The sequence below is a fragment of the Nocardiopsis sp. iso_186 genome (assembly GCF_056173365.1).
Map to the genome: position 1 here is coordinate 2,236,946 of NZ_CM149670.1, position 24,233 is coordinate 2,261,178.

General features: G+C 70.6%; 18 protein-coding genes. 14 read left to right on the top strand and 4 right to left on the bottom strand.

Going from position 1 to position 24,233, the window contains the following annotated elements; genetic code table 11:
* Window positions 1–11: 11 nt before the first annotated feature.
* A complete protein-coding gene (locus AC0VYP_RS09990) occupies window positions 12–1,322 on the bottom strand; it encodes an AI-2E family transporter (RefSeq protein ID WP_285760229.1) in 1,311 nt (436 codons plus the stop codon).
* 437 nt (window positions 1,323–1,759) lie between these two features.
* On the opposite strand from AC0VYP_RS09990, the gene AC0VYP_RS09995 reads away from it, so the two are divergent.
* Window positions 1,760–3,502: a pyruvate dehydrogenase gene (locus tag AC0VYP_RS09995; protein WP_475473644.1), complete on the top strand. Its 1,743-nt coding sequence runs from the start codon at window positions 1,760–1,762 to the stop codon at window positions 3,500–3,502.
* A 90-nt stretch (window positions 3,503–3,592) separates the two neighbouring features.
* On the opposite strand, the gene AC0VYP_RS10000 is transcribed toward AC0VYP_RS09995, so the two are convergent.
* Complete coding sequence (locus tag AC0VYP_RS10000; RefSeq protein ID WP_285760227.1) at window positions 3,593–4,231, bottom strand: trimeric intracellular cation channel family protein; 639 nt, start codon at window positions 4,229–4,231, stop codon at window positions 3,593–3,595.
* 426 nt (window positions 4,232–4,657) lie between these two features.
* On the opposite strand from AC0VYP_RS10000, the gene AC0VYP_RS10005 reads away from it, so the two are divergent.
* The 8 genes from AC0VYP_RS10005 to AC0VYP_RS10040 all read left to right on the top strand — a co-directional run bounded on the left by AC0VYP_RS10005 (window position 4,658) and on the right by AC0VYP_RS10040 (window position 13,041).
* Window positions 4,658–5,707, top strand: coding sequence for an ABC transporter substrate-binding protein (locus AC0VYP_RS10005; protein ID WP_475473645.1), 1,050 nt, complete (start codon window positions 4,658–4,660; stop codon window positions 5,705–5,707).
* On the top strand, window positions 5,707–6,555 hold the full coding sequence (locus AC0VYP_RS10010; protein WP_475473646.1) for an ABC transporter ATP-binding protein: 849 nt from the start codon (window positions 5,707–5,709) through the stop codon (window positions 6,553–6,555). Before AC0VYP_RS10005 ends, AC0VYP_RS10010 begins: the two co-directional genes overlap by 1 nt.
* The gene (locus AC0VYP_RS10015; RefSeq protein ID WP_475473647.1) at window positions 6,552–7,352 is read left to right on the top strand and encodes an ABC transporter permease; all 801 of its coding nucleotides are present in this window, start codon (window positions 6,552–6,554) and stop codon (window positions 7,350–7,352) included. Before AC0VYP_RS10010 ends, AC0VYP_RS10015 begins: the two co-directional genes overlap by 4 nt.
* Window positions 7,353–7,413: 61 nt before the next feature.
* The gene (locus AC0VYP_RS10020; protein ID WP_475473648.1) at window positions 7,414–8,931 is read left to right on the top strand and encodes an aldehyde dehydrogenase family protein; all 1,518 of its coding nucleotides are present in this window, start codon (window positions 7,414–7,416) and stop codon (window positions 8,929–8,931) included.
* A 41-nt stretch (window positions 8,932–8,972) separates the two neighbouring features.
* Window positions 8,973–9,992 carry a membrane dipeptidase gene (locus tag AC0VYP_RS10025; protein WP_475473650.1) on the top strand — a complete coding sequence of 340 codons (1,020 nt, stop codon included), beginning with the start codon at window positions 8,973–8,975 and terminating at the stop codon, window positions 9,990–9,992.
* A 1-nt stretch (window position 9,993) separates the two neighbouring features.
* Window positions 9,994–11,604, top strand: a complete 1,611-nt coding sequence (locus AC0VYP_RS10030) for a phytoene desaturase family protein (RefSeq protein ID WP_475473651.1) — start codon at window positions 9,994–9,996, stop codon at window positions 11,602–11,604.
* A 12-nt stretch (window positions 11,605–11,616) separates the two neighbouring features.
* On the top strand, window positions 11,617–11,943 hold the full coding sequence (locus tag AC0VYP_RS10035) for a muconolactone Delta-isomerase (RefSeq protein WP_285760220.1): 327 nt from the start codon (window positions 11,617–11,619) through the stop codon (window positions 11,941–11,943).
* Between the two features lie 21 nt (window positions 11,944–11,964).
* A complete protein-coding gene (locus tag AC0VYP_RS10040; RefSeq protein WP_475473652.1) occupies window positions 11,965–13,041 on the top strand; it encodes a LacI family DNA-binding transcriptional regulator in 1,077 nt (358 codons plus the stop codon).
* A 2-nt stretch (window positions 13,042–13,043) separates the two neighbouring features.
* On the opposite strand, the gene AC0VYP_RS10045 is transcribed toward AC0VYP_RS10040, so the two are convergent.
* Window positions 13,044–13,916, bottom strand: a complete 873-nt coding sequence (locus tag AC0VYP_RS10045) for a LysR family transcriptional regulator (protein ID WP_475473653.1) — start codon at window positions 13,914–13,916, stop codon at window positions 13,044–13,046.
* Between the two features lie 78 nt (window positions 13,917–13,994).
* Here AC0VYP_RS10045 and AC0VYP_RS10050 point away from each other — a divergent pair, with 78 nt between their 5' ends.
* Together AC0VYP_RS10050 and AC0VYP_RS10055 are read left to right on the top strand one after the other, a co-directional pair.
* Complete coding sequence (locus tag AC0VYP_RS10050; protein WP_285760217.1) at window positions 13,995–14,966, top strand: aldo/keto reductase; 972 nt, start codon at window positions 13,995–13,997, stop codon at window positions 14,964–14,966.
* Window positions 14,967–15,038: 72 nt separating this feature from the next.
* Complete coding sequence (locus tag AC0VYP_RS10055; protein WP_475473655.1) at window positions 15,039–15,902, top strand: aldo/keto reductase; 864 nt, start codon at window positions 15,039–15,041, stop codon at window positions 15,900–15,902.
* A gap of 246 nt (window positions 15,903–16,148) precedes the next feature.
* Here AC0VYP_RS10055 and AC0VYP_RS10060 read toward each other — a convergent pair whose 3' ends face one another.
* Window positions 16,149–16,811, bottom strand: coding sequence for an alpha/beta hydrolase (locus AC0VYP_RS10060; RefSeq protein WP_475473657.1), 663 nt, complete (start codon window positions 16,809–16,811; stop codon window positions 16,149–16,151).
* A 515-nt stretch (window positions 16,812–17,326) separates the two neighbouring features.
* On the opposite strand from AC0VYP_RS10060, the gene AC0VYP_RS10065 reads away from it, so the two are divergent.
* From AC0VYP_RS10065 to AC0VYP_RS10075, 3 genes are read left to right on the top strand one after another with little or no spacing between them, the layout of a single operon-like run.
* Window positions 17,327–23,125 carry a type I polyketide synthase gene (locus AC0VYP_RS10065; RefSeq protein ID WP_475473658.1) on the top strand — a complete coding sequence of 1,933 codons (5,799 nt, stop codon included), beginning with the start codon at window positions 17,327–17,329 and terminating at the stop codon, window positions 23,123–23,125.
* Between the two features lie 3 nt (window positions 23,126–23,128).
* Window positions 23,129–23,617: an acyl-CoA thioesterase gene (locus tag AC0VYP_RS10070; protein ID WP_285760213.1), complete on the top strand. Its 489-nt coding sequence runs from the start codon at window positions 23,129–23,131 to the stop codon at window positions 23,615–23,617.
* Between the two features lie 3 nt (window positions 23,618–23,620).
* Complete coding sequence (locus AC0VYP_RS10075; protein WP_475473660.1) at window positions 23,621–24,190, top strand: flavin reductase family protein; 570 nt, start codon at window positions 23,621–23,623, stop codon at window positions 24,188–24,190.
* Window positions 24,191–24,233 lie beyond the last annotated feature (43 nt).

A 24,233-nucleotide genomic window follows, 5' to 3' on the forward strand; every position in this document is an offset into this window, starting at 1 on the left:
GAGCCGCGCCGTCACTCCCGCGCGTTGTTCGTGGCCTCGTCGATCGGGGCGACGATCACGGACTCGGGCCGCTCGGTACCGGTCTCCTCCCCGGGGCGCCTCGCGGTGCTCCCCGCGGATTCCACCTCCGCCTCCACCTTGTTGACCCCCTGCTCGCGGGCGTAGCGCAAGGCGGTGATCACCGTGCCGACCACCGGGACCGCCAGGAAGGCGCCCACGATGCCGAAGATGGTGCCGCCCACGGTGACCGCACCCAGGACCACTGCCGGGTGCAGCGACAGCGTCCGTCCCACCAGGAACGGCTGGAGCACGTTGCCCTCGACCTGCTGCACGACCAGCACGATCGCCAGCACGGCCAGGGCGATCCAGAAGCCCTGGTCGATGAGCGCGACGATGGTGGCCAGGAAGCCGGTGGCGATGGCGCCGACGATCGGGATGAACGACGCGAAGAAGATCGCCACCGAGATCGGCAGGGCGAAGGGGATGTCCAGGAGCACCAGGCCGATGCCGATGAGCAGGGCATCCACGAAGGCAACCGCGGCCTGGGACCAGATGAAGCCCGTCAGCGTCTTCCAGATCCTGGTGGCCAGGGTGTCGATGTGCCTCTGGGTGCGAGCGGGCAGCCAGCGGTGCGTCCAGGGCAGGAAGCGCGGGCCGTCCTTGAGGATGAAGAAGGTCAGAAACAGCACCAGGACGAAGTTCAACAGGAAGGAGCCCAGCGAGCTGACCCCGGTGAGCACGCCCGTCGCGATGGCCTGCTGGTGCTCCTGGAGCTGGCCCAGGGCCTGGTTGAGCAGTGAGGTCACCTGGTCGCTGTCCACGTTGAACGGCGGACCGCTGAGGAACCCGCGCAGTTGGTCGATGGAGGCGTAGAGCTGGTCGATCAGCTCGCCCCCTTCGGCTGCGACCCGGGGGATGACCAGCCCCACGATCCCGCTCAGCAGGGCCAGGAAGCCGACCATGGAGACAAGCGCCGCCAACGCCGAGGGCAGGACCTGGCGCATCCACTGCACCAGTGGCCACAGGATCGTGGACAGCAGCAGCGCCAGGACGAGCGGCAGCAGCAGCACCCACGTCTGCTGGATCAGCCAGCCGGCGATGTAGAGCGCCGCGGCGATCGCGATCGCGCGGAAGGACCAGCGGGCGATGAAGCCCGCAGCCTGGTCGATGCGCATCGACGAGCTGGCCGGGGCCTCGGGGGAGTCCGGCACGTCGGCCAGTGCCGGCTCGGGCGACTCGCCCGACGGGGGTTGGGGGGCCGTCTTGGCCCCGCGGCCGAAGACGGTGGTGCGGCCGAGGGCGGTCCGCAGATTGTCGAACACGGCGTGTCCTTATCCGGGCGAATGGGGTTGTTGGGTACGTCGAACAGCACGGACGCTACCCTTCCTGCGGGTCGGAGAACATCATGGACCGCCCGAGCGCCCCGTGTCGTCCGCGTCCCTGTGGATCAGAACCCGCTGCCCGGAGCCGGTCGCGGTCGCAAAACGGCCGCAGAGTCTCGATTTTGCACCGGAGACGGGAGCGGAGCGTCTGATCGTCGCCCGTGCGGGGGCTGCTGTGATCCGGGGCACCCGTGGCCGAAAAGACCCGCGTCGTCGGTCGGCGCCGCCCCCGAAGCACCCAACCGATCACCCGCGGTGAACGATCCCCGTGCCGCCAACGTGTGCGATCGGTGCGACCTGGGCAGCAGGTGCTCCCCGAAGCGAGCTTCCCGCCACGCGGTCGGGACGGCACCGTTGCAGACGAGCCGGGGGGACACATGGCCAAGGAGAGTGTCGCGGAGCAGTTCGTTCGCATCCTGGTCAACGCGGGGGTCGAGCGGATCTACGGGGTGGTCGGCGACAGCCTCAACCCGGTGGTCAACGCCGTGCGCCGCACGAAGGGCATCGAGTGGGTCCATGTGCGCAACGAGGAGGCCGGTGCGTTCGCGGCCGCGGCCGAAGCCCAGGTGTCGGGAAAGCTGACCGCGTGCGCGGGAAGTTGCGGACCGGGAAACCTGCACCTCATCAACGGCCTCTACGACGCCCACCGGAGCATGGCGCCGGTGCTGGCCATCGCCTCCCACATTCCCGGTGCCAAGATCGGCACCGATTTCTTCCAGGAGACCCACCCCGAACGGCTGTTCACCGAGTGCTCGCACTACTGCGAGATGATCGGCGATCCCGCCCAGATGCCGCGGGTCCTGCAGATCGCCCTCCAGAACGCGGTGGGCCTCCAGGGCGTCTCCGTGGTGGTGCTGCCCGGTGACGTCGCCGACAAGACCGTGGACGCGGCCGTCCTGAACCACTCGGTGGTCGCCGAGCGGCCCACGGTATGCCCAGGTGAGGGCGACATCGAGCGGTTGACCGACCTCGTCGCCGGCTCCGCCAAGGTCACCCTGCTGTGCGGGGCCGGGTGCGCCGGCGCACACGACGAGGTCGTGGCGCTCGCCGAACGGTTGTGCGCTCCTGTCGCCCACGCGCTGCGCGGCAAGGAGTACATCCAATGGGGCAACCCCTACGACGTCGGGATGAGCGGCCTTCTGGGCTATGGCGCGGCTTACGAGGCCATGCACGGATGCGATCTGCTGCTCATGCTCGGCACGGACTTCCCCTACGAGGAGTTCCTTCCCACGCGCGCCCGCGTCGCCCAGGTGGACATCCGCCCCGAGCGGTTGGGGCGCCGCTCCCGACTGGACCTCGCGGTGTGGGGAGACGTGGGTGCCACCGCGCGGGCGGTGACCCCCCGGATCGAGCAGCGCACCGACCGCCGCTTCCTGGACCGGATGCTGCGCGCGCACGCCGAAGCCCTGGAAGGGGTGGTGGACGCCTACACCCGTGACGTCGAGCGGCACGTCCCCGTCCACCCCGAGTTCGTCGCCGACCAGTTGGACGCGGTGGCCGCCGACGACACGGTGTTCACCGTGGACACGGGCATGTGCAACGTGTGGGCGGCACGCTACATCACCCCCAACGGCCGGCGCCGCGTCATCGGTTCGTTCAAGCACGGCTCCATGGCCAATGCCCTGCCGCACGCGATCGGCGCCCAACTCGTCAACCGGGAGCGCCAGGTCGTGGCGATGTCGGGCGACGGCGGGTTCGCGATGCTGATGGGCGACTTCCTCACCCTGGTCCAGCACCGCCTCCCGGTGAAGGTGGTGCTCTTCAACAACTCCTCCCTGAGCATGGTGGAGCTGGAGATGATGGTGGCGGGGCTGCCGCCCTACGGTACCGACAACGTCTCCACGGATTTCGCCGCGATCGCCCGCGCCTGCGGGGCCGGCGCCGTCCGGGTCACCGAACCCGCAAAGGTGCGCGGGGCACTGGAAGAAGCGTTCGCGACACCGGGGCCGTTCCTGGTGGACGTGGTCACCGACCCCAACGCGCTGTCGGTGCCCCCCAAGATCACCGGTGCGCAGGTCGGAGGGTTCGCGCTGTCGATGTCCAAGACGGTCCTCACCGGCGGGGTGGGCCGCGCCCTGGACATGGCCCGGTCCAACCTGCGCAACATTCCCCGCCCCTGAGCGGTCGCGCGGCACGGACGGCGCCCGACCGTTCGGGGAACCGCTCGGCGGTCGTCGGACGGGCCGCGGACGATGCTCCGATCCAGAAGGTCATCCCCCGTTGTCGGTGCCGCGCGGTGCGGGCGCGCGCCAGCGGTAGCGCAGCCCCACGGTGCGCAGGGTGAAGCACACCAGGGCGCCGGCGACCGCTCCCACGGGGCCGTACCCGCCCAGTGTCGTGACCGTCCCCACCAGGATGCAAGCCCCGGTCAGGGCCGGGATCGCGTACAGGGTGCTGTCCCGCGACATCACCGCCGGCACCCGGTTGATCAGCACGTCGCGCAGCGTCCCCCCGCCGACCCCCGTGATCGCGCCCAGCAGCGCGGCCTGGAGCGGGCCGAATCCGAACTCCAGTGCCTTGGCCGCACCCGTCACGCAGAACAGGCTCAGCCCGGCGGCGTCCAGGAAGGTGATCGCTCCGCTGAGGCGTTCCAGGTGGCGGCTCAGGAAGAAGGCCAGCAGCGCGCCGACCAGTGCCGTCATGACGTAGCGCCAGTCCTGGAAGGTGGCGGGGGTGGCGCCCAGGAGCAGGTCGCGGATGATGCCGCCGCCCAGTGCGGTGATCACCCCCAGCGTGATCACTCCGACGATGTCGATGCGCGAGGACCGTATACCGACCAGCGCCCCGTCCACGGCGAACGCGAGCACCCCGGCGAGGTCCAGGACGAGCAGGATCGTGGTGGTGGACACCCAGGTACGGTAGACGATTCCCGCTGCCGGGCGACCACCGCCACGGCGGTTGCGGCAGGCCCGCGCCTTCGTTTCCGCGTTCGTCCCCACAGCGCGCAGTACGGCGGGACCGCTGTGGGGGCCGCGCGATCCACGCTGCGCCGTCGGTCGCGTTCGCTCGGTGCGGGGCTGGCGCGCTCCGCCCCTCGTTAATCGATTCTTCACAAAGCCGTCCGATGCCGCTGAAGCCCGTCGGAGAGCCCGGTGCCGTCTCCAACTGGGGTTATGGGTGAGTGCCCAGGCGGCGCGACGGCGGTAGATGAACTCTTGACGTCTGTCGAGAGGCGCCCCTACTCTTCGATGAAGACGTTTTCATAGATCTCTCGCAGCACCGCGCTGAACGATCGCCAAGGCGTCAAGCACCTCCACACACTCTGCGAGGAAGCCATGTCCACACCCAACGCACGCCACATCCCCTGTCGCCGTTCACTGCCGCGCGCACTGGCCGCAGCGGCGCTCGCCACGGGACTGGCCGCCTGCGGCACCGCGGGCGGCGCCGCAGGGACCACCGACGCCGACGGGAACCGGGAAGTGCGCGTCGCGCTCGACTGGAACAGCTACGTGGCCTACCACGCGCCGCTGGTGATCGCACAAGAGAAGGGCTTCTTCGACGAAGAGGGGATCACCACGACACTGCAGCTCACCGCGGGCTCCAAGGACGGTGTGCTGGCAGTTGGCACCGGAAAGGCCGACATCGGCTGGGTCAACCTTTCCACCGCGGCGGCCTCCATGATGTCGGGCCTGCCCGTGGTGTCGGTGGCCACCGTTCAGCACAAGAACGCCACCGGCCTGACCGTCCTGGAGGACTCCGCCATCCAGGAACCCGACGACGTGCGGGGCCTGCGCATCGGCAGCACCCCCGGCGGGTCGGACTCCACCCTCGTCCCGGCCTTCCTCAGCGCCAACGACATCCCCGAGGACGACGTCACCATCGTCAACCTCCCCGCGAACGGAAAGATCGCAGCCCTGCTCGCCGGCAAGGTCGATGCCATCAGCGGCCAGGGATACTACGCCCAGAGCGCCATCGCTGACGCAGGCGAGGAGGCACGCACCCTCCTCTATTCCGACGCCGGGGCCGACGTCCTCGACCACGGATTCGTCGCCGGGAACGCCCTCACCGACGGCGACGGAGAGACGATCACCGCGTTCCTGCGCGCCTATCGCAAGGGCCTGGACTACACAGAGGAGAACCAGGAAGAGGCGTGCGAGGTCCTCGCGGCGGAGTCCGACGGAACCCTGACCGAGTCCTTCTGCACCAGCCAGCTCTCCGGTTGGCTCGAACTGGTCCCCGCCGCCGACACCGACGCCCCCTGGGGCAGCAACAGCGAGTCGGCCTGGGCTGACACCATCGACATCCTGCAGACCTACGGTGGGGTCGAGGGCGACACGGCCGTCGCCGACATGTACACCAACGACTTCCTGCCGGACGGCCAGTGATGGCGGCCCCGGGCCAGGCCGCCGCTCCCGCGTCGGGGCGGGCAGCCCGGATCGGCATCAGCGGTGTCGAGCGGGTGTACGCCTCCACGCGCTCCTCGGTCACCGCGTTGCACGACCTCACCACCGAGGTCCCCGGCGGACAGTTCCTCTCCCTGCTGGGCCCCAGCGGCTGCGGAAAGAGCACCCTGCTGCGCCTCATCGCAGGGCTGGAACACCCCACTTCCGGAACGATCGAGGTCGGCGGCACCACCGTCACCGCCCCGCACCCCGACCTGGGCATGGTCTTCCAGGAAGACCTGCTCATGCCATGGCGCACCGTCATCGACAACATCCTTCTCCAGGCCGATGTCCGGCGCGCCGACCGCAAAGCCATGCGGGACCGCGCCCGCGAGCTGCTGGCGCAGGTGGGACTGGAGGCTTGCGAGAACAAGTACCCGCGGGAACTGTCGGGAGGAATGCGCCAGCGCGTCGGCATCTGCCGGGCGATCCTGCACGACCCCCGGCTGCTGCTGATGGACGAGCCCTTCGCGGCACTGGACGCCATGACCCGCGACCAGATGGCCGTCAACCTGGCTGACATGGCCGCCCAGCGCGACACCACCGTCGTCTTCGTGACCCACTCCATCAGCGAGGCGGTGTTCCTCTCCGACCGGATCCTGGTCATGTCGCCCCGCCCCGGCCGGGTCGTCGCCGACATCACCGTCAACCTGCCCCGGCCCCGGGGACTGCACGTCCGGGAGACCCCCCGGTTCGCCGACTACGTCGGCCAGGTGACCGAGGTCTTCGAGGACCTCGGCATCCTCCGCGACCGCCGCCCCGCCGGCCACCACGAGGGGACGCAGCGATGAGCCACAGCACCGCGCCGACCGGTCGGGCCACCGCGCCCCGCACCGGACTGCGCCGCCTCGCCGGAGCACCGGGGTTCGCACCCCTGGTCATGCTCGTGGGCCTGGTCGCCGTCTGGCAGGTGTGCGTCCGCGTCCTGGACGTGCCCTTCTACCTGCTGCCCGCACCCAGCGACATCTGGACGGCAGGCGTCAACAACTGGGGACTTCTCTGGAGCAATGCCCTGGTCACCCTCGCCGAGACCCTCGTCGGGTTCGCGCTCAGCGCGGTCGTGGGCGTCCTGCTGGCTGTGGTCATGGTCGCCTGGCCGCTTGCCGGGCGCGCGCTCTACCCGGTACTGGTTGCCTCCCAGGTCATCCCCAAGGTCGCCATCGCCCCACTGTTCGTGGTGTGGATCGGCACCGGCGTCACCACGTCGTCGCTCATCGCCTTCGTCATGGCGTTCTTCCCGGTGGTCGTCAACGCCACCCAGGGGCTCAACTCGGTCAGCGAGGGTTCCCTGCACCTCATGCGCTCCATGGGCGCCTCGCAATGGCAGGTTTTTCGCTACCTGCGCCTGCCCAGTGCCCTGCCTTTCATCATCACCGGCCTTCAGCTCGCGATCGCGTTCGCGATCGTGGGCGCCATCGTCGGGGAGTTCGTCGGCAGCGACTCCGGCCTGGGCTATCTCCTGATCGTCACCCAGGGCAACCTCATGACCGACACCCTCTTCGCTGCCCTGGTCGTTCTGACCGCCATGGGCCTGCTCCTCTACTACGGCGTCGAGCTGCTGGGCCGGCTCGTCATCCGCTGGAAGTGACATCCACCCGACCCGTTCCGGCCCGTCAGGGCCGGAACGGGTCGCCGAAACGGGGTTTCTCATGAACACACCGACCACAGCACCGCGTCGCTCGCCGCAACAGCGCGTCTCCTCGACCACGGTGCGCTCCCACATCGCGGGCGAACCCGACCACGAGGACGGCACCGCGGTCCCCCTCGTCAACCCGGCCACCGGCGCCGTATGGGGCGAGGCGGTGGTGAGCCCCGCGGCCGTCCACCGCGCGGTCGCGGCGGCCGAGCAGGCGCGCGCCACCTCTGGCTGGGCCCAGCTCCAGGGCTGGCAGCGAGCCGAGGTCCTGCGCCGCCTCGGTGCGCTGATCGCCCGAGACGCAGCGGACCTCGCCGAGTACGAGACGCTGGCCAACGGCAAGCCGCTGCGTTCCACCACCGCGGAGATGACCGTCCTCCAGCGCTGGTACGACTTCTTCGCCGCGGCGGCCGAGACCCACACCGGGTCCTACCGGTCGCTGTCGCCCACCCGCGACGGCGTCGTCGTCGAGGAGCCCGTCGGTGTCGTCGCGGCGATCACCCCGTTCAACGGTGCGCTGTCGCTGGGCTCGTGGAAGATCGCCCCCGCCCTGGCCGTCGGCAACAGCGTCGTGGTCAAGCCTCCGGTGCACGCGGCAGCCTCCACCGCCCGCCTGGCCGAACTGGCCCTGGAAGCCGGCCTGCCACCGGGCGTGCTCAACGTCGTCGTGGGCGGTGCGGAGGAGGGGGCCGCACTGGCCGCCGATGAACGGGTGGACCTGGTGTCCTTCACCGGCAGCACCGCGGTCGCCCGGCGCCTGGGCGCGGTCGTGGCCGGGCGGCTGGGGCGCTTCGTGTGCGAGGCGGGCGGGAAGTCCGCCCACATCGTCATGGACGACGCCGACCTCGGCTCCGCCGTCATCGCCGTGGCCCAGGGACTGTTCAGCGCTACCGGCCAGACCTGCGTGGCGGGCTCGCGCATCCTCGTCCACGAGGCGATCGCAGCCGAGTTCACCGCTCGGCTGAAGGCGCACGCGGCCCACATCGTGGTGGGCGACCCCTACGAGGGCGGCACCCACTTGGGGCCGGTGGCCTCCTCCGCCCAACTGGAGCGCATCGAAGGCTTCGTCAACGACGCGCTGGCCCGGGGCGCGCAGCCCCTGTTCGGCGGCACGCGCGTCGAACCCGGTGCGGAACTGGCCGGCGGCAACTGGTTCCCGCCCACGGTGCTGGAAGCCACCACCGAGGACATGGCCGTGTGCAGCGAAGAGGTCTTCGGGCCGGTGGGCGTCCTGCACGTCTTCGGCTCCGCCGAGGAGGCACTGGAGATCGCCAACAGCGTGGAGTACGGCCTGGCCGCAGGGGTGTGGTCGGCATCGGCCGACACCGCCCACCGCATGAGCAGGGGACTGGCAGCAGGGACGGTGTGGGTGAACACCTACCGCGCCATCGACTGGCGCATGCCCTTCGGCGGCTACAAGCAGTCGGGCTTGGGCCGAGAGAACGGCCTCGAAGCAATGCGCGAGTTCACCCAGGTCAAATCGGTTGTGCAGGACTACGGGCCGCACCCCGACCCGTTCGCCATCGCCTGACCGACCGCACTGTCCCCATGAAGAGAAACGGAGCCACCATCGTGTCCAGCCCGGTCGCCGACCCGCTGCCCTTCACCGTCAACTGCCTTGAGTACAGCAAACCCGACCGCGCCCGCTTCGAGGAGTGGCGGCGCGGCAGCGTCGGATGCGTGCACGTCACCATCGCGGTGTGGGAGACCGCCCGAGAGACCCTCTCGGTCATCGGCGAGTGGAACGACCTCTTCGCCGCCAACTCCGACCTCATCGAGCAGGCCCACGGCGTCGCGGATATCACCCGCATCAACGCCGCGGGCAAGACCGCCGTCCTCTTCGGGTTCCAGAACACCACCCCGTTGGAGGACGACATCCGGCTGGTCCGGGTCTTCGCCGACCTGGGGGTGCGCATCATGCAGCTCACCTACAACACGCAGAACAGCATCGCCGCCGGTTGCTGGGAGGACGACGACAACGGTGTCTCCAAGCACGTGGGTGCCAACTTCATCAAGGAGATGAACGACGTCGGTGTCCTCATCGACCTCTCACACTGCTCCGAGCGCACCTGCCTGGACACCATCGACATGAGCGCGGCGCCCGTCGCCGTGACGCACGCCAACCCCATCGAGTTCGTCGGCGACGGCGTGGAGCTGAGCCGCCGGCCCAAGTCCACCGAAGTCCTGCGCAAGCTCGCCGGGCGCGGCGGAGTGGTGGGCCTGAGCCCCTATGTGCGGATGCTACGCGACGGTGCCGCCACCACACTCGACAGCTTCGTGGACATGACGCTGTGGACCATCGACCAGTTGGGGGTGGAACACGTCGCCTTCGGCACCGACTTCTACACCGGCTACGACGCCAGCATGGTCAAGTGGTGGCGGGCCGGCCGGTGGGGCCGTGAGAGCCCCATCCCCATCGGCGACGGCCCCGTGGTCGAGTGGCCGTCGTGGTTCAGCTCGCCCGAGGCGTTCCCGGGCGTGCTGGAGGCGCTGGTCAACCGCGGACTGAGCCGCGACGAACTGGCGCTGGTCGCCGGTGGCAACTGGATGCGGCTGTTCGAGCAGGGCTTCCAACCCGCGGTGCGGGCCTGACATGGCCGTTCAGGCAGCGCCGGACCCGCGCGACGTGGTCGTGGTGGGCGGGGGCCACAACGGCCTGGTCTGCGCGGCCTACCTGGCGCGCGCGGGCCTGTCCGTCACGGTGGTGGAGTCCAGGACGGTCCTGGGCGGGCCGGTCGGCACCTACGAGTTCATGCCCGGCTACCGGACCGCTTTCACCAACTCCCCGGGTTCCTTCGAACCCACTGTTCTGCGCGAGCTCGACCTGACCGCCTTCGGGCTGCGTTTCGTTCGTCCCGACCCCACGCTGTTCCACCCTTTCGACGACGGCGCCTTCGTCGGCTGGCGCGATCCAGCGGCGGTGGACCGCCAACTGGAGGGGTACGCGCGGGGCGAGGCGCGGCGCTACCGCGCCCTGGTCGCACGCCTGGACGACTTCGGCCGTGCCCTGGGCGCCTCGGTCTTCGAACCGCCGCCGGACCTGTCCGCGCTGGTGGCCGGGCTCGGAGCGGAGCCGGACCAGGAGATGTTCGCCCGGCTCTTCCTTGGCGGTGTCAAGGAGCTGCTCGACGAGCACCTGCGCTCCGATCAGGCCAAGGCGATCCTGACGATGCTGGCGGTCAACGGCAACCTGTTGGCCCCGGCAGCGGCGGGGTCTGGAATCGGGCTGCTCCTGCGTCCGCTGTCCAAGGCATCGACTGCGACCGAAGACCCGAACGACCCCAACCGGTCCCCGATCCGCGGATCGGTGGGGCTGCCCGTCGGTTCCATGGGCGCGATCATCGACGCGTTGGAGCGCTGCTGCCGCAGCGCCGGGGTCGAGTTCGTGACCGGTGACCCGGTCGCACAGGTTCTGACCGACGGGGACCGCGTGACCGGGGCGGTCACGGAGTCGGGGCGCGCGATCGCCGCGCGCACGGTCGTCTCCGCGGTCAGCCCCGACACCCTGGTCCGCCGGCTGCTGGACGAGCCCGGTCGCGTCGCGCTGTTGGACGGACGGCCTCCTGCGGCCAAGCCCACCGGCTCGGCGTTCAAGATCGTTCTGGGGCTCGACGGGCTTCCGGGCGTGCGCGCCCTCCCGGAAGGGGCAACCGCCGAGCAGATCCTGGGCGTGCAGTTTCGCGTGGGCCCCTCGCCTGAGTACATCGAGCGCTCGATCCTCGACGGGCTGGCCGGCGTCCCTTCGCGGGAACCCATCATGTGGGGTCTGGTGCCGTCACTGACCTCTCCCGGCCTGGCCCCGCCCGGGCGCCACCTGATGAGCATCAACGTCTGGCACGCGCCCTACACGCTGCGCGAAGGCGACTGGGAGACCGAACGCGACGTGTTCGGCCGTCGGTGCCTGGCGGTACTGGACCGCCACTTCCCCGGCCTTTCCGAGCGGGTGGTGGACCACCGGTTCATGGATCCGGTGCAGTTGGAGACGGAGTTGGGTTTGCCCGGCAGCAACATCACCCACGAGGACATGACCCCCGGAAAGCTGTTCGGCTTCCGTGCGCCGACCCCCGGCGGGGGATATCGCAGCCGGATCCCCGGACTTTTCCTCACGGGAGCCGGAACCTGGCCGGGAGGTTATGTCACCGGGGTCCCCGGTCGGAATTCCGCCCGCGCGGTCCTGGCCGAATTCACCGATTCAACGAAGTAGGAAGCAGGGCATATGGAGTTCCTGATCAATATCACGATCAATTGGGGACCGGATATGGACGAGGAGAAGAAGTCGGAGCTGTCGGTCCTGGAACGGCGTATCGCCGCCCAGCACGCCGAGGATGGCCACCTCGTACGAATGTGGCGGGTACCCGGGCGACAGGAGAACTGGGGGTTGTGGCGCGCCTCCGATCCCACGGAGATGCACCGGATCATTTCGTCGTTGCCGGTATGGCCGTGGATGGACGTACGGGTACACTGTCTCGCGGATCATCCGGTTGACCCTGCGGGGGGCACCGGGGGCGGGGCGGTCGCCGCACGAAGAAACGCCGACCAATAAGTGATTGAAAGAGGTCCGGGCGTGCCGAAGCGGGATTTGGGAAAAGACCCCGAAACGCCGCGGTCGAAGTCCACTTCGCCACGCCCGGGGGCGGCCAATATCGTTGACGTCGCCCATAGGGCCGGTGTCTCGGTTGCCACCGTCTCGCGGGTCATGAACCGTCCGGAACTCGTTTCCCCGGCCACCCGCGAGCGCGTCGAGAAGGCCATGGCCGAACTCGACTATCACGTGAACCGTGCCGCCTCCGGGTTGCGCGGCGGTTATTTCCGTACGGTGTCGATCGTGGTGGCCAGCCTGTCCCAGCCCTGGTACGTCATGCTGGTGCGGGCCCTGCGCGTCGAACTGGAGCGGCACGGCTACGCCACGCTCCTCTACGACCTCGACCACGACACCTCCAGCCTGGTGCGCACCCTGGAAAGTCTTGCCAGGCAGGGGTCGGAGGGCGTCATCCTGTCCACCGGCGACCGCCTGGACGATCCCGTCACCGTTGACGCCCTGAGTCGGGCCCGAACCCGTTTTCCCCTGGTGGTGGCCGGCCAACGCGTCGAGAACGCCACCTGGCCGACCGTGCAGTACGACGACCGCACCGGTGCCAGGGAGGCCACCGAGCACCTGTTGGAGGTCGGCGCGGAACCGGTCGCGTTCCTGGGCGGGCTCAGCTGCTCCTACCTGGGAGCCGAACGCTTCGCCGGCTACGCGGACGCTCTCCTGGCCAAGGGGCGCGACCCACAGGAATGGCTCTGGCCCCTCGACGGACTGGGGTTCGCGGCCGGCTACGCCGCTGTCCAGGAACAGGTAGCGGCCGCACGGATTCCCGGGGGGATCCTGGCCGTCAACGACGAGGTCGCGCTGGGGGCGAGCCGCGCGCTCGCCGACCACGAGCTGCGCGTCCCCGACGACGTGTCCATCGTGGGCTTCGGCGACACCGACTTCCTGCCCTACGTCTCTCCGTCGTTGTCCTCGGTACACGGGTCCGTCGAGAAGATCGCGGAGAGCGCCTGCGGCGCCATCTGGGACATGTTCGCCGGACGCGAGCCCGCCGAGATCGAGATCGTCCGGCGCCACCTGGTACGCCGCGAGTCCTCCCGCAAGGGCTGAGGCTACGCGGGAAGCATCTCCAGGAGCGCCTTGGCGGCCACGCTCGGCCCGGTCGCGGGGGTCGCCACCGATACCTGCCACGGGCCCGCCGCCGCCCCGTGCACCGCCACCCGGGCCACGCGCGCCACGGGCTTGGCCGCGATCGGCGCCGGGACCAGTGCCACCCCCAAGCCGTGCCCCACGAGTTCGAGCAGGGTGTGCACGTCGTTGACCTCCAATTCCACCCGATGGCGCACTCCCGCCGCGGCCAGCGCCGCGTCCACGATCGTGCGCGCGCCCCACGAGGGGTCGAACCCCACGAAGGTCTCGCAGCCCAGATCCTCGGGGGTGACATGTGAGCGCTCGGCCAAAGGGTGCTCGGGATGGCACACCAGCAGGATCGGCTCGGTGCGCAGCGCCGTCAGGGTCACCCCCACGACCGGCTCCCCGGCGGAGGAGACCAGCGCCAGGTCCAGGTGGCCGGCGTGCACGTCCTGGAGGAGCCCCACCGACCCCGCCTGCCGCAGCGCCACCTCCACGCCCGGGTGCGCGGTCCGAAACGCGGCCAGCAGGTCGGGGACGTCCACCACCCCGATGCACTGCTCCACCCCCACGGAGAGCCTGCCCCGCAGCAGCCCCTGGACCGCTGCCACCGCGTCGCGCGCGGCCGCGGCACTGGTCAGGGTGCGGCGACATTCGGCCAGCAGGGCGCGACCGGCCTCGGTGAGCTCCACGCTGCGCGTGTGGCGCACGAACAGTTGCGCGCGCAGCTCACGCTCCAGGGCGCGGATGGAGGCGGACAGTCCCGACTGCGAGATCGACAGGTCCTCGGCGGCCCGGGTGAAGTGGCGGCGGTCGGCCACGGCGACGAAATGTTCCAAATGGCGCAGTTCCACGATTGAGAATCCTAGTTGCTGGAATCGATCCAATTCTCCTGTTGGACGGATGGGCGATGCGGGGACAGGCTGGGAGGCATGGACTACACGCATCTGGGGCGCAGCGGCCTCGAAGTCAGTCGGTTGTGCCTGGGCACGATGAACTTCGGCCCGGAGACCGAGGCGCCGTTGGCGCACTCCATCATGGACGCGGCGCACGACTACGGCATCAACTTCCTGGACACCGCCAATGTGTACGGCTGGTCCGCGGGCAAGGGCCGCACCGAGGAGATCATCGGTGAGTGGTTCGCCCAGGGAGGCGGGCGCCGCGAGCGCACCGTCCTGTCCACCAAGGTCTACGGTGCGATGGGGGAGTGGCCCAACGAGGGGCGTCTCTCCGCCCTCAACATCCGGCGTGCGCTGGACGCCAGTCTTGCCCGACTGGGGACCGACCACATCGACCTCTACCAGTTCCACCACGTTGACCGCGACACTCCGTGGGACGAGATCTGGCAGGCCATGGAGGTCGCGGTCGCCCAGGGCAAGGTGCTCTACGTCGGCAGCAGCAACTTCGCCGGGTGGCACATCGCCCAGGCCCAGGAGGCCGCGAACCGGCGCCACTTCACCGGCCTGGTCAGTGAGCAGTCCATCTACAACCTGTTCACCCGTCAGATCGAACTGGAGGTCCTGCCCGCGGCCCAAAACTACGGTCTCGGCGTCCTCCCCTGGTCCCCGCTGCACGGCGGCCTTCTCGGCGGGGTGGTGCGCAAGGAGCGCGAGGGGCGCAGGCGCACCGACGGGCGCGCCGCCCAGGCCCTTGCCGCCCACCGCGAGCAGGTCGAGGCATACGAGGACTTCGCCGCCGAGTTGGGCCACGAGCCCGGTGACATCGCACTGGCATGGCTGCTCACCAGGCCGGGGGTCACCGCACCCATCATCGGCCCCCGTACGACCGAACAGCTCGACGCGGCCGTGCGTGCTCTCCAGGTCCGGCTGGACAGCAGTGCACTGGACCGTCTTGACGAGATCTTTCCCGGCCACCGGACGGCGCCGGAGGACTACGCGTGGTGAGCGGCGGGTAGGTGGCTCCGCGTGTTCCCCGGCCGGACAAGGCCGGCACCCATCGCACACAAAGGACAAGAAATGCACTCTCGCCGTATCGGTTCCGTCGAGGTCGCGGAGATCGGTCTGGGCGCAATGCCCCTGTCGATCGCCGGCCGCCCCGACGAGCAGCGATCCATCGCCACCGTGCACGCCGCCCTGGACGCAGGCGTCACCCTCATCGACACGGCTGACGCCTATTCGCTCAACGGCAGCGACACCGGCCACAACGAGGCGCTGATCGCCCGGGCGCTCGGCACCTACGGCGGCGACACATCAGGCGTGCTGGTGGCCACCAAGGGCGGACACGTGCGCACCGCCGACGGCGGGTGGGAGACCGACGGGCGCCCCGAGCACCTCAAGCGCGCCGCGGAGGAATCGCTCAAGCGCCTGGGGGTCGAGGCGATCGGCCTCTACCAGTTCCACCGTCCCGACCCCGATGTGCCCTACGCCGAATCGGTCGGGGCGATCGCGGAACTGCTGGACGAGGGCAAGATCCGGATGGCCGGGATCTCCAACGCCGACCCCGGCCAGATTCGCCAGGCCGTTGACATCCTGGGCAAACGCCTGGCGTCGGTGCAGAACCAGTTCTCCCCGGCCTTCCGCTCCAGCGAGCCCGAGCTGGCGCTGTGCGACGAGCTGGACATCGCGTTCCTGCCCTGGAGCCCGCTGGGCGGGATCACCTCCGCCGCGCAACTGGGCACCAGGTTCGCGGCCTTCCAGCGCGTGGCCGAGGACCGGGGGGTGAGCCCCCAGGTGGTCTGCCTGGCCTGGGAGCTGGCCAAGTCGCCCCGGGTCATCCCCATTCCGGGTTCCTCGCGGCCCGAGACTATCCGCGATTCGGTGCGTGCCGCCGACCTGCGCCTGAGCGCCGACGAGCTCGCCGCACTGGACGCCGCGGGCTGATCGACCACCGCCCGTCCGTTCGGGGCGGGCGGCCGGTCCGCACGCCCCGCTCGTTCCACCATTCGAGGAGCAATCGCCCATGACCGGCTTCCCAGCCCTGTTCATCGGCGGTACCGGCGTCATCGGTTCCGCCTGGGTACGAAGCGCACCGGTTGACCGGTTGGTTGCGGCCCTGCCCCCCGCCACTGAGCCCCGGTCCCACGGCACCGGGGCCAGGAGTCCGTGCCCGCCGGAAGCGGGAACGGCTCAGTCCAGCCCCAGGGCGGCCCCGGTGAAGTCGGTGACGATGCGGTTCCACGCCCTGAAGCGCAGCATCGGGTGGATGTCCAGCGGGACGTGGGTGAACACCGCGGTCTCGGCAACGCCGCGCACCGACTCGGTGTAGAAGCGCGACGCCCCGGGGCTGGTGGTCATGTCGTGCACCCCATGGGCGACGAGCACGCGCCGTCCGGCGAGCTGCTCGGTCGGTTCGCCCGGCGGCAGCCATGGCGCCAGGGCCGCCACCCCGCGCACGACGGGGTTGCCGGCCGAGCGCAGCGCCGCTCGCCCGCCCAGGGAGTGGCCCACCAGCACGGTCGGTACCGGAGTCGGGCGGTCCTGGACCTCCACCAGGGCCCGGGCGACATCGTCGAGGGCCGAGGCCCCGTTGCCGTTCCAGCCGCGCACCCGGTAGCGCAGACGCCACACCGCCAGCCCCTGTTCGGCGTATCGCCTGCTCAGCGCCGTCGCGAACGGGTTCATCCGGCGCACCGCCAACCGGTTCGGTGCGGTGGGTTCGGTGCTGGTGACCTGGCCGCCGTGCAGCAGCAGGACCACCGCCGTGACCGGTCCCGGTGGTGGCGTCACCACCGCCCAGGGCCCCTGGGGGCCGAGGGCGTACTCGACGTATGCCGATGGAAAAGTACGCATGGTCTCCGCTTTCTGCCGGCCGGTGTCCCGTATCAGGGGGTGAGGTGTCGCCGCGACGCCCCCGACGAATATTCGGAGCGGATCGGATTGCGGATCGGTTCGGTTTCCTGCCGGGTGACCATCCGTTCTCCCGCCTCCCGGCGGCACGGTCACCCATAACCGGTCCCGATATTCGACGGGCCGGCAGAGCCGCCCTGCGGCGCAGGGGGCGCGAGGTGGAAACTCCTACCCCTATCTGTTTCACGTATGCCTCGGATCAGCTGTTCTGTGGCGCAGTGGAGTGCGATTCCCCTGGCTGGGATCGCCTATTAGCATAAAATCACACTGTTATGAAATGGTTCGCGGGCCGGAACGCACAATAGAAGAAGACAACCGAACTCCGTTTTCGCATGCTTGTCCTGAGTGGGTCGGCAACTGGTTGCAGTGATGGTTCACCATCTTTTATGTCCGATGGAGAACCCTGAAATTGCTGATTCTTGTAATGCGAAATGATTTCTCTGGAGTTTGGTGAGAATATGAGCAGCGAGCGGATCGCGATCGTCGGTATCGGTCTTCGCTACCCCGACGCCGGCTCCCCCGGTGAACTGTGGGACAACGTCCTGGCCGGCCGTCGGGCCTTCCGGCGGCTGCCCGACGGGCGAATGAACCGCGCGGACTACTGGTCGCCCGACCCGAAAGACCCCGACCGGTTCTATTCCGACCGGGCGGCCGTGCTGCGTGACTACGCGTTCGACCGGTTGAAGTACCGGGTGGCCGGCAGCACGTACCGCTCGACCGACATGACGCACTGGCTCGCCCTCGACGTCGCCGCCCACGCGTTGGCGGACGCCGGGTTCCCCGACGCCGAGGGGCTCCCGCGGACCTCCACCGGAGTGGTCGTCGGCAACAGCCTCACGGGCGAGTTCTCCAGGGCCAACACCATGAGGCTGCGCTGGCCCTACGTGCGCCGCACCCTCGCCGCCGCCTTCGCTGAGAAAGGCTGGGACGAGGAGGAGACCGCGGCTTTCCTCGGCGAGTTCGAGGCGCGGTACAAGGCCCCGTTCCCAACGATCAACGAGGACACACTGGCCGGCGGGCTCTCCAACACCATCGCCGGTCGCATCTGCAACCACTTCGACTTCGGCGGGGGCGGGTACACGGTGGACGGCGCCTGTTCGTCCTCGCTGCTGTCGGTGGTCACCGCGGCCACGGCCCTGAGCAACGGCGACCTCGACGTCGTCCTCGCGGGGGGAGTGGACCTGTCCATCGACCCGTTCGAGGTCATCGGCTTCGCCAAGACCGGTGCGCTGGCCACGGGGGAGATGAAGGTCTACGACCGCGACTCCAACGGATTCTGGCCCGGTGAGGGCGCCGGACTGCTGGTGCTGATGCGCGAGGCCGACGCCCGGGAGCGCGGGGCACGCGTCTACGCCACGCTCGCCGGGTGGGCGGTCTCCTCGGACGGCAAGGGCGGGATGACCCGCCCAGAGGAGAGCGGGCACCGTCTCGCACTCAGCCGCGCCTACGACCGGGCCGGCTACGGGGTGGAGACCGTCTCCTACTTCGAGGGGCACGGCACCGGCACCGCGCTCGGCGACGCCACCGAGATCGCCGCGCTGTCCGGGGCCCGCCGCGACGCGGCCCCCGACGCGCCCCCGGCCGCGCTCAGCACGGTCAAGGGAAACTTCGGCCACACCAAGGCGGCCGCGGGGGTCGCCGGACTGATCAAAGCCACCCTCGCCGTGCACCACCAGGTGATCCCGCCGGCCACCGGGCACCGCACCCCCCACCCCCTGCTCGCCGAGGACCGGCCGGCCATGTACGTCCCCGACTCCGCGCGGCTGTGGCCCGAGGACCAGCCCGTGCGGGCCGGGGTGTCGGCCATGGGCTTCGGCGGGATCAACACCCACATCGCAGTCGAACAGGCCCGAGGAACCGACCGCCGCACCGACCTCGACGCGCGCACCGCCGCGCTGGTCACGGGCCGTCAGGACGCCGAACTCCTGTTGTTCGACGCCGCCGATCCGGCAGAACTCCGGGAGAAGGCCGCTCGTACCGAAGGGTTCGTGTCCGCACTCGCCCTGGCCGAGCTCGCCGACCTCGCAGGCACCCTCGCGGCCGAACTGTCGGATGCGCCGCTGCGCGCCGCCGTCGTGGCCACCTCCCCCGACGACGCGGAGCGAGCACTGACCAGGCTGCTCGAACTCCTCGACGACGGACGGACCAGCGCGGTCCTCGCCCAGGAGGGGGTGTTCCTGGGCGACCGCGCCACCGCGCCCCGCATCACCTTCCTCTTTCCCGGCCAGGGCTCGGGCAGCGGTGCGGTCGGTGCGCTCCAGCGGCGGTTCCCCGTCGCCCAGGAGACCTTCCGCGCGGCCGGCCTGCCCACCGGCGGCGACCAGGTCGCCACCCAGGTGGCCCAGCCCCGCATCGCCGCGGGCTCGCTGGCCGCGCTGCGTGTGCTCCAGGCCCTGGGAATCGACGCCGACACCGCGGTCGGCCACAGCCTCGGCGAACTGACCGCGCTGCACTGGGGCGGGGCCATGGACGCCGGGCAACTGCTCGAACTCGCCGCCGACCGCGGCCGGGCCATGGCCGGGGCGAGCCACGGCGGAGGGGCGATGGCGGGTCTCGGCGCGGGCCCGGAGCGCGTGGCACGACTCGTCGAGGATTCCGAAGCCGTCATCGCCGGCTACAACGGGCCCGAGCAGACCGTGGTCTCCGGGCCGGCCGGGGCCGTGGACCGCGTCTGCGCCCTGGCCGCCGAGAACGCCATCCACGCGACCCGCGTCAACGTCTCCCACGCCTTCCACTCGCCCCTGGTGGAGCCCGCCGCCACCGCGCTGGCCGAACCCCTGGCCAGGCTGAGGACCGCTCCACTGCACCGCCCCGTCGTCTCCACCGTCACCGGCGGGCTCCTCACCCCCGACACCGACCTCCGAGCGCTGCTGCGCGACCAGGTGGTGCTCCCGGTCCGCTTCCACGAGGCCGCCGCCGCGGCCACCGAACAGGCCGACCTGGCCCTCGAAGTCGGACCGGGCCGGGTGCTCAGCGGGCTGCTCACCGCCATCGCCCCGAACACACCGACCCTGCCCCTGGACACCGACCACGCTTCATTGGCGCCGTTCCTGCGCGCCGTGGGCGCTGCCTACGCCCTGGGCGCCGCAGTGGACACCACCGCGCTGTTCACCGGTCGCGCGCTGCGGCCGATCCCCCTCGACGGGCAGATGGCGTTCCTGGAGAGCCCCTGCGAGGCGGCTCCCGCCATCGACGCCGCGCTGGCGGCGCCGTCACCGGTTGACGCCGGAGAAACAGCGGACACCACCCCAACGGGGGAGCAGGACACCCTCGAACTGCTGCGCCGCTTGGCGGCCGATCGCGTCGAGCTGCCCCTGGAGGTGGTCGGCGCCCGGACCCATCCCATGGACGACCTCCATCTGAGCTCCATCACGGTCGGCCAGATCGTCAACCAGGCCACACGCGAACTGGGGCGACCCACCCTGGAGACCACGTCGAGTTTCGCCACCCTCAACCTCGGCGACCTGGCGCACATGATCGACGACCTCGCCGAGACCGCGGCCGACGGCTCACCGGCCGACGCCGAGGCGGCGGGCATCGGAAGCTGGGTGCGCGCCTTCGGCATCGACCACGTGGAGACGGCCCCCGTCACAGCGGTCGAGACCGGGCAACAACCCTCCGGGCAATGGGAGGTGCACGCCCCGCCCGGCCATCCGCTGGCCGAACCACTGCGCACGGCGCTGTCCACCGCCGGGGTCGGCGACGGCGTGCTGTTGTGCCTGCCGGCCGACGGCCGCGAGCACGTCGGCCTGCTCCTGGCAGCGGGGCGCGCGGCGGCCACGGCCCCGGCCGGTACCCGGTTCGTGGCGGTCCACCACCGCTTCGGCGCGGCCGGTCTGGCCAAGACCCTGCACCTGGAAGCCCCCGCGGTGACCACGACCCTGGTCGGCCTCGCCGACACCGAACCGGCCACCGACGACGGCGTCACGGCTGCGGTGCGCCGGGTCGTGGCGGAGACGGCGGCCACCACCGGGTTCACCGAAGCCGCCTACGACGCGTCGGGCACCCGTACCGTCCCGGTGCTGCGCCCGGCGGCGTCCGGCACCCGGTCCGACGCCGAACCGGCCCTCGGTCCGGGCGACGTGCTGCTGGTGACCGGAGGCGGAAAGGGCATCACCGCCGAGTGCGCCATGGCGATGGCCCAGGACTCCCGGGCCCGGCTGGCGCTCGTGGGCCGCGCCGACCCGGAGCAGGACACCGAACTCGCCGACAACCTCGCACGCATGAGCGCAGCGGGGATCGAGCACCGTTACGAGCGCGCCGACGTCGCCTCGCCGGAGCAGGTGCGGGCGGCCGTCGGGCGGCTGGAACACGCACTCGGTCGCGTCACGGCCATACTGCACGGCGCGGGCCGAAACGAGCCGGCGGCGTTGACGGCGCTGACGGAGGAGGCGTTCCACCAGACCCTGGCCCCCAAGACCGACGGCCTGGCCAACGTCCTCGCGGCCGTCGATCCCGACCGGGTCGGACTGCTGATCACCTTCGGCAGCATCATCGGCCGGGCGGGCCTGCGCGGAGAGGCCCACTACGCCACCGCCAACGCATGGCTCACCGAGATGACCCTGGACTTCCAGCGGGCCCACCCGCACGCACGCGTACTGGCCATGGAGTGGTCGGTGTGGTCCGGAGCCGGGATGGGGGAGCGGCTCGGCGTCGTCGAGGCGCTGTCGCGCGAGGGAATCACCCCCATCTCCGCCGAGGACGGGATCGCGACACTGCGCCGGCTCCTGGCCGACCCCTCGACCCCACCCGCCCTCGTGGTCAGCGGCCGGGCGGCCGGGCTGCCCACGCTGGCCATGGCCGAGCGCGAACTGCCGCTGCTGCGCTTCGTGGACCGCGTCCTGGTCCACTACCCCGAAATCGAACTGGTCACCGAGGTTGACCTCGCCCCGGGCAGCGACCCCTACCTCGACGACCACCGCCTCGAAGGGGACCTGCTGTTTCCCGCGGTGATCGGAATGGAGGCGATGACCCAGGTCGCCGCCGCGCTGACCGGGAACGAGGGGCCACCGCTGCTGGAGGACGCCGAGTTCCTGCGCCCCGTGGTGGTGCGGCCCGGAGGGGCCACGACCATCAGGCTGGCCGCGCTGGCCGAGGACGCGTTGACCGTCCGCATCGCCCTGCGCAGCGAGGAGACCGGGTTCGACGCCGACCACTTCCGGGCCGTACTGCGCTGGCCCCGGTCCCTTCCCCGCGAGGACGTCCTCCCGGAGGGGGTCGCGCTACCCCCGGTGCCGGTTGACCCGGTCGCCGAGCTCTACGGCGGCGTACTGTTCCAGGGCAAGCGGTTCCAGCGGCTGCTGGCCTACCGGCGTACCGCCGCCCGGCACGCCGTCGCCGAGATCGCCACGGCCTCGCCCGGCCCCTGGTTCGCCCCCTACCTGCCCCAGGACCGCCTGCTGGCCGACCCCGGCACCCGCGACGCCATGATGCACGCCCTCCAGTGCTGCGTCCCCGACGCCACCCTGCTGCCCGAGAGCATCGAACGGCTCCACCTCGCCGATCCCGCCGGGCCGGACACCGACTACGTTCTGCTCGACGCCCGCGAACGCTCCCAGGAAGGCGACAGCCACACCTACGACATCCAGGTGCGCACCCCTTCCGGTCGAGTCGTGGAGCACTGGGAAGGGCTTCGGCTGCGTGCGGTGCGCCGCCGTGACGGATCGGGGCCCTGGGTGCCGTCCCTGCTCGGCCCCTACCTCGAACGCGCACTGGAGCGCGTGGTCGGCGGCAGCCGCGCCGTCGTCGTGGAACCCGACCCGGCCGCCGAGCAGGCCGGCGTCACCCCCAGAGGACAGACCGAACTGGCCCTGGGCCGCGCCCTGGGCCGCCCGGCCCAACTGCGCCACCGTCCCGACGGCAAACCCGAGACCGACGGCGCACGGCTCTCGGCGTCGCACGGCGCGGGACTGACTCTGGTGGTGGCCGGCGACGGGCGCCTGGCCTGCGACGTCGAGACCGTCGCGGAGCGTACCGATGCCGACTGGGCCGGGCTGCTGGGCTCCGCGCAGTCCCTGTCCGCACGCATCACGGCGGAGGCCGGCTGTGCGGAGCCGGTGGCCGCCACCCGGGTCTGGGGCGCGCTCGAATGCCTGCGCAAGTCCGGCGACACCGGACGCGCGCTCACCCTCGACACGGTCCACCCCGGAGGCTGGGTGGTCCTCAGGGCGGGGGACGCCGTGATCGCGACCTGGGCGACGACCGTCGAAGGCCGCCCCGAACCGGTGGTCTTCGCCGTACTCCAAGGAAAGGACTGACCCGTGCCCGGCTACTACGAGATCCGCCACACCGTGGGCTTCGAGGAGACCAACCTCGTCGGCAACGTCTATTACGTCAACTACCTGCGCTGGCAGGGCCGTTGCAGGGAGATGTTCCTCAAGGAGAAGGCGCCGGCGGTGCTCGCCGATCTCCGCCGGGACCTGAAGCTGTTCACCCTCAAGGTCGAGTGCGACTTCTTCGCCGAGATCACCGCCTTCGACGAACTGTCGGTGCGGATGCGCCTGGAGGAGCTGACCCAGACCCAGGTCCAGTTCAGCTTCGACTACGTGCACCTCGCGGACGGAGCCCAGAACCTCGTCGCCCGCGGACGCCAGCGCATCGCCTGTATGCGGGGGCCCAACACCGCCACCGCCCCCACCCGGGTCCCCGACGAGCTGCGCCTGGCCCTGGAGCCCTACGCCGAGTCTCCCGTCCGTCCGGGCGCAAACCCTGCGGCGCCACCACTCGCGACCCGTACGGCAAGGGGGTAGGACATGGTCAGCAACGGCCGGGCCGTCCGTACGACGGCCCCCCACCCCCAGGCGCACTCGCCCAAAAGCACTCCGGACGCCGCAGACCACGCGTCGCTGCGCGAGGTCATGGGCCGGTTCGCTACCGGGATCACCGTCCTCACGGTCGGCGGCGAACGCTGCCACGGCATGACCGCCAACGCCTTCACGTCGGTGTCGCTGGACCCGCCACTGGTGCTGTGCTGCATCGCCCACACCGCCCGTATGCACGAGGCGATCACCGTTGAACGGTCGTTCGCGGTGTCGGTGCTCGGCGTGGGCCAGGAGGACACCGCCGGCTATTTCGCGGACAAGCGGCGTCCGGCCGGCCCGGCCCAGTTCGACGCGGTCAACTGGGTCCCGGGCCCCCGCACCGGGGCCCCGCTGCTGCCGGGGTCGTTGGCCTGGTTGGAGTGCGAGGTCGTTGACGTCCACCGGGGAGGCGACCACTCCATGTTCCTGGGTGCCGTCCTGAGTTCGACGCGCGCCGCCGAAGGCCAGCCCCTGCTGTTCTTCGGCGGCGCGTTCCATCGCTGCGCTCCGCATACACACTGACCGCCCGGCCCTGTGACGGCCTTCGCGAAGGGACGTGTTTGCT

Excerpts from the sequence above, each read along its gene's own strand:
- AC0VYP_RS09995 (WP_475473644.1), top strand. The coding sequence starts at position 1,760 with ATGGCCAAGGAGAGTGTCGCGGAGCAGTTCGTTCGCATCCTGGTCAAC.
- AC0VYP_RS10005 (WP_475473645.1), top strand. The coding sequence starts at position 4,658 with ATGTCCACACCCAACGCACGCCACATCCCCTGTCGCCGTTCACTGCCG.
- AC0VYP_RS10010 (WP_475473646.1), top strand. The coding sequence starts at position 5,707 with ATGGCGGCCCCGGGCCAGGCCGCCGCTCCCGCGTCGGGGCGGGCAGCC.
- AC0VYP_RS10015 (WP_475473647.1), top strand. The coding sequence starts at position 6,552 with ATGAGCCACAGCACCGCGCCGACCGGTCGGGCCACCGCGCCCCGCACC.
- AC0VYP_RS10020 (WP_475473648.1), top strand. The coding sequence starts at position 7,414 with ATGAACACACCGACCACAGCACCGCGTCGCTCGCCGCAACAGCGCGTC.
- AC0VYP_RS10030 (WP_475473651.1), top strand. The coding sequence starts at position 9,994 with ATGGCCGTTCAGGCAGCGCCGGACCCGCGCGACGTGGTCGTGGTGGGC.
- AC0VYP_RS10035 (WP_285760220.1), top strand. The coding sequence starts at position 11,617 with ATGGAGTTCCTGATCAATATCACGATCAATTGGGGACCGGATATGGAC.
- AC0VYP_RS10050 (WP_285760217.1), top strand. The coding sequence starts at position 13,995 with ATGGACTACACGCATCTGGGGCGCAGCGGCCTCGAAGTCAGTCGGTTG.
- AC0VYP_RS10055 (WP_475473655.1), top strand. The coding sequence starts at position 15,039 with ATGCACTCTCGCCGTATCGGTTCCGTCGAGGTCGCGGAGATCGGTCTG.
- AC0VYP_RS10060 (WP_475473657.1), bottom strand. The coding sequence starts at position 16,811 with ATGCGTACTTTTCCATCGGCATACGTCGAGTACGCCCTCGGCCCCCAG.
- AC0VYP_RS10065 (WP_475473658.1), top strand. The coding sequence starts at position 17,327 with ATGAGCAGCGAGCGGATCGCGATCGTCGGTATCGGTCTTCGCTACCCC.
- AC0VYP_RS10075 (WP_475473660.1), top strand. The coding sequence starts at position 23,621 with ATGGTCAGCAACGGCCGGGCCGTCCGTACGACGGCCCCCCACCCCCAG.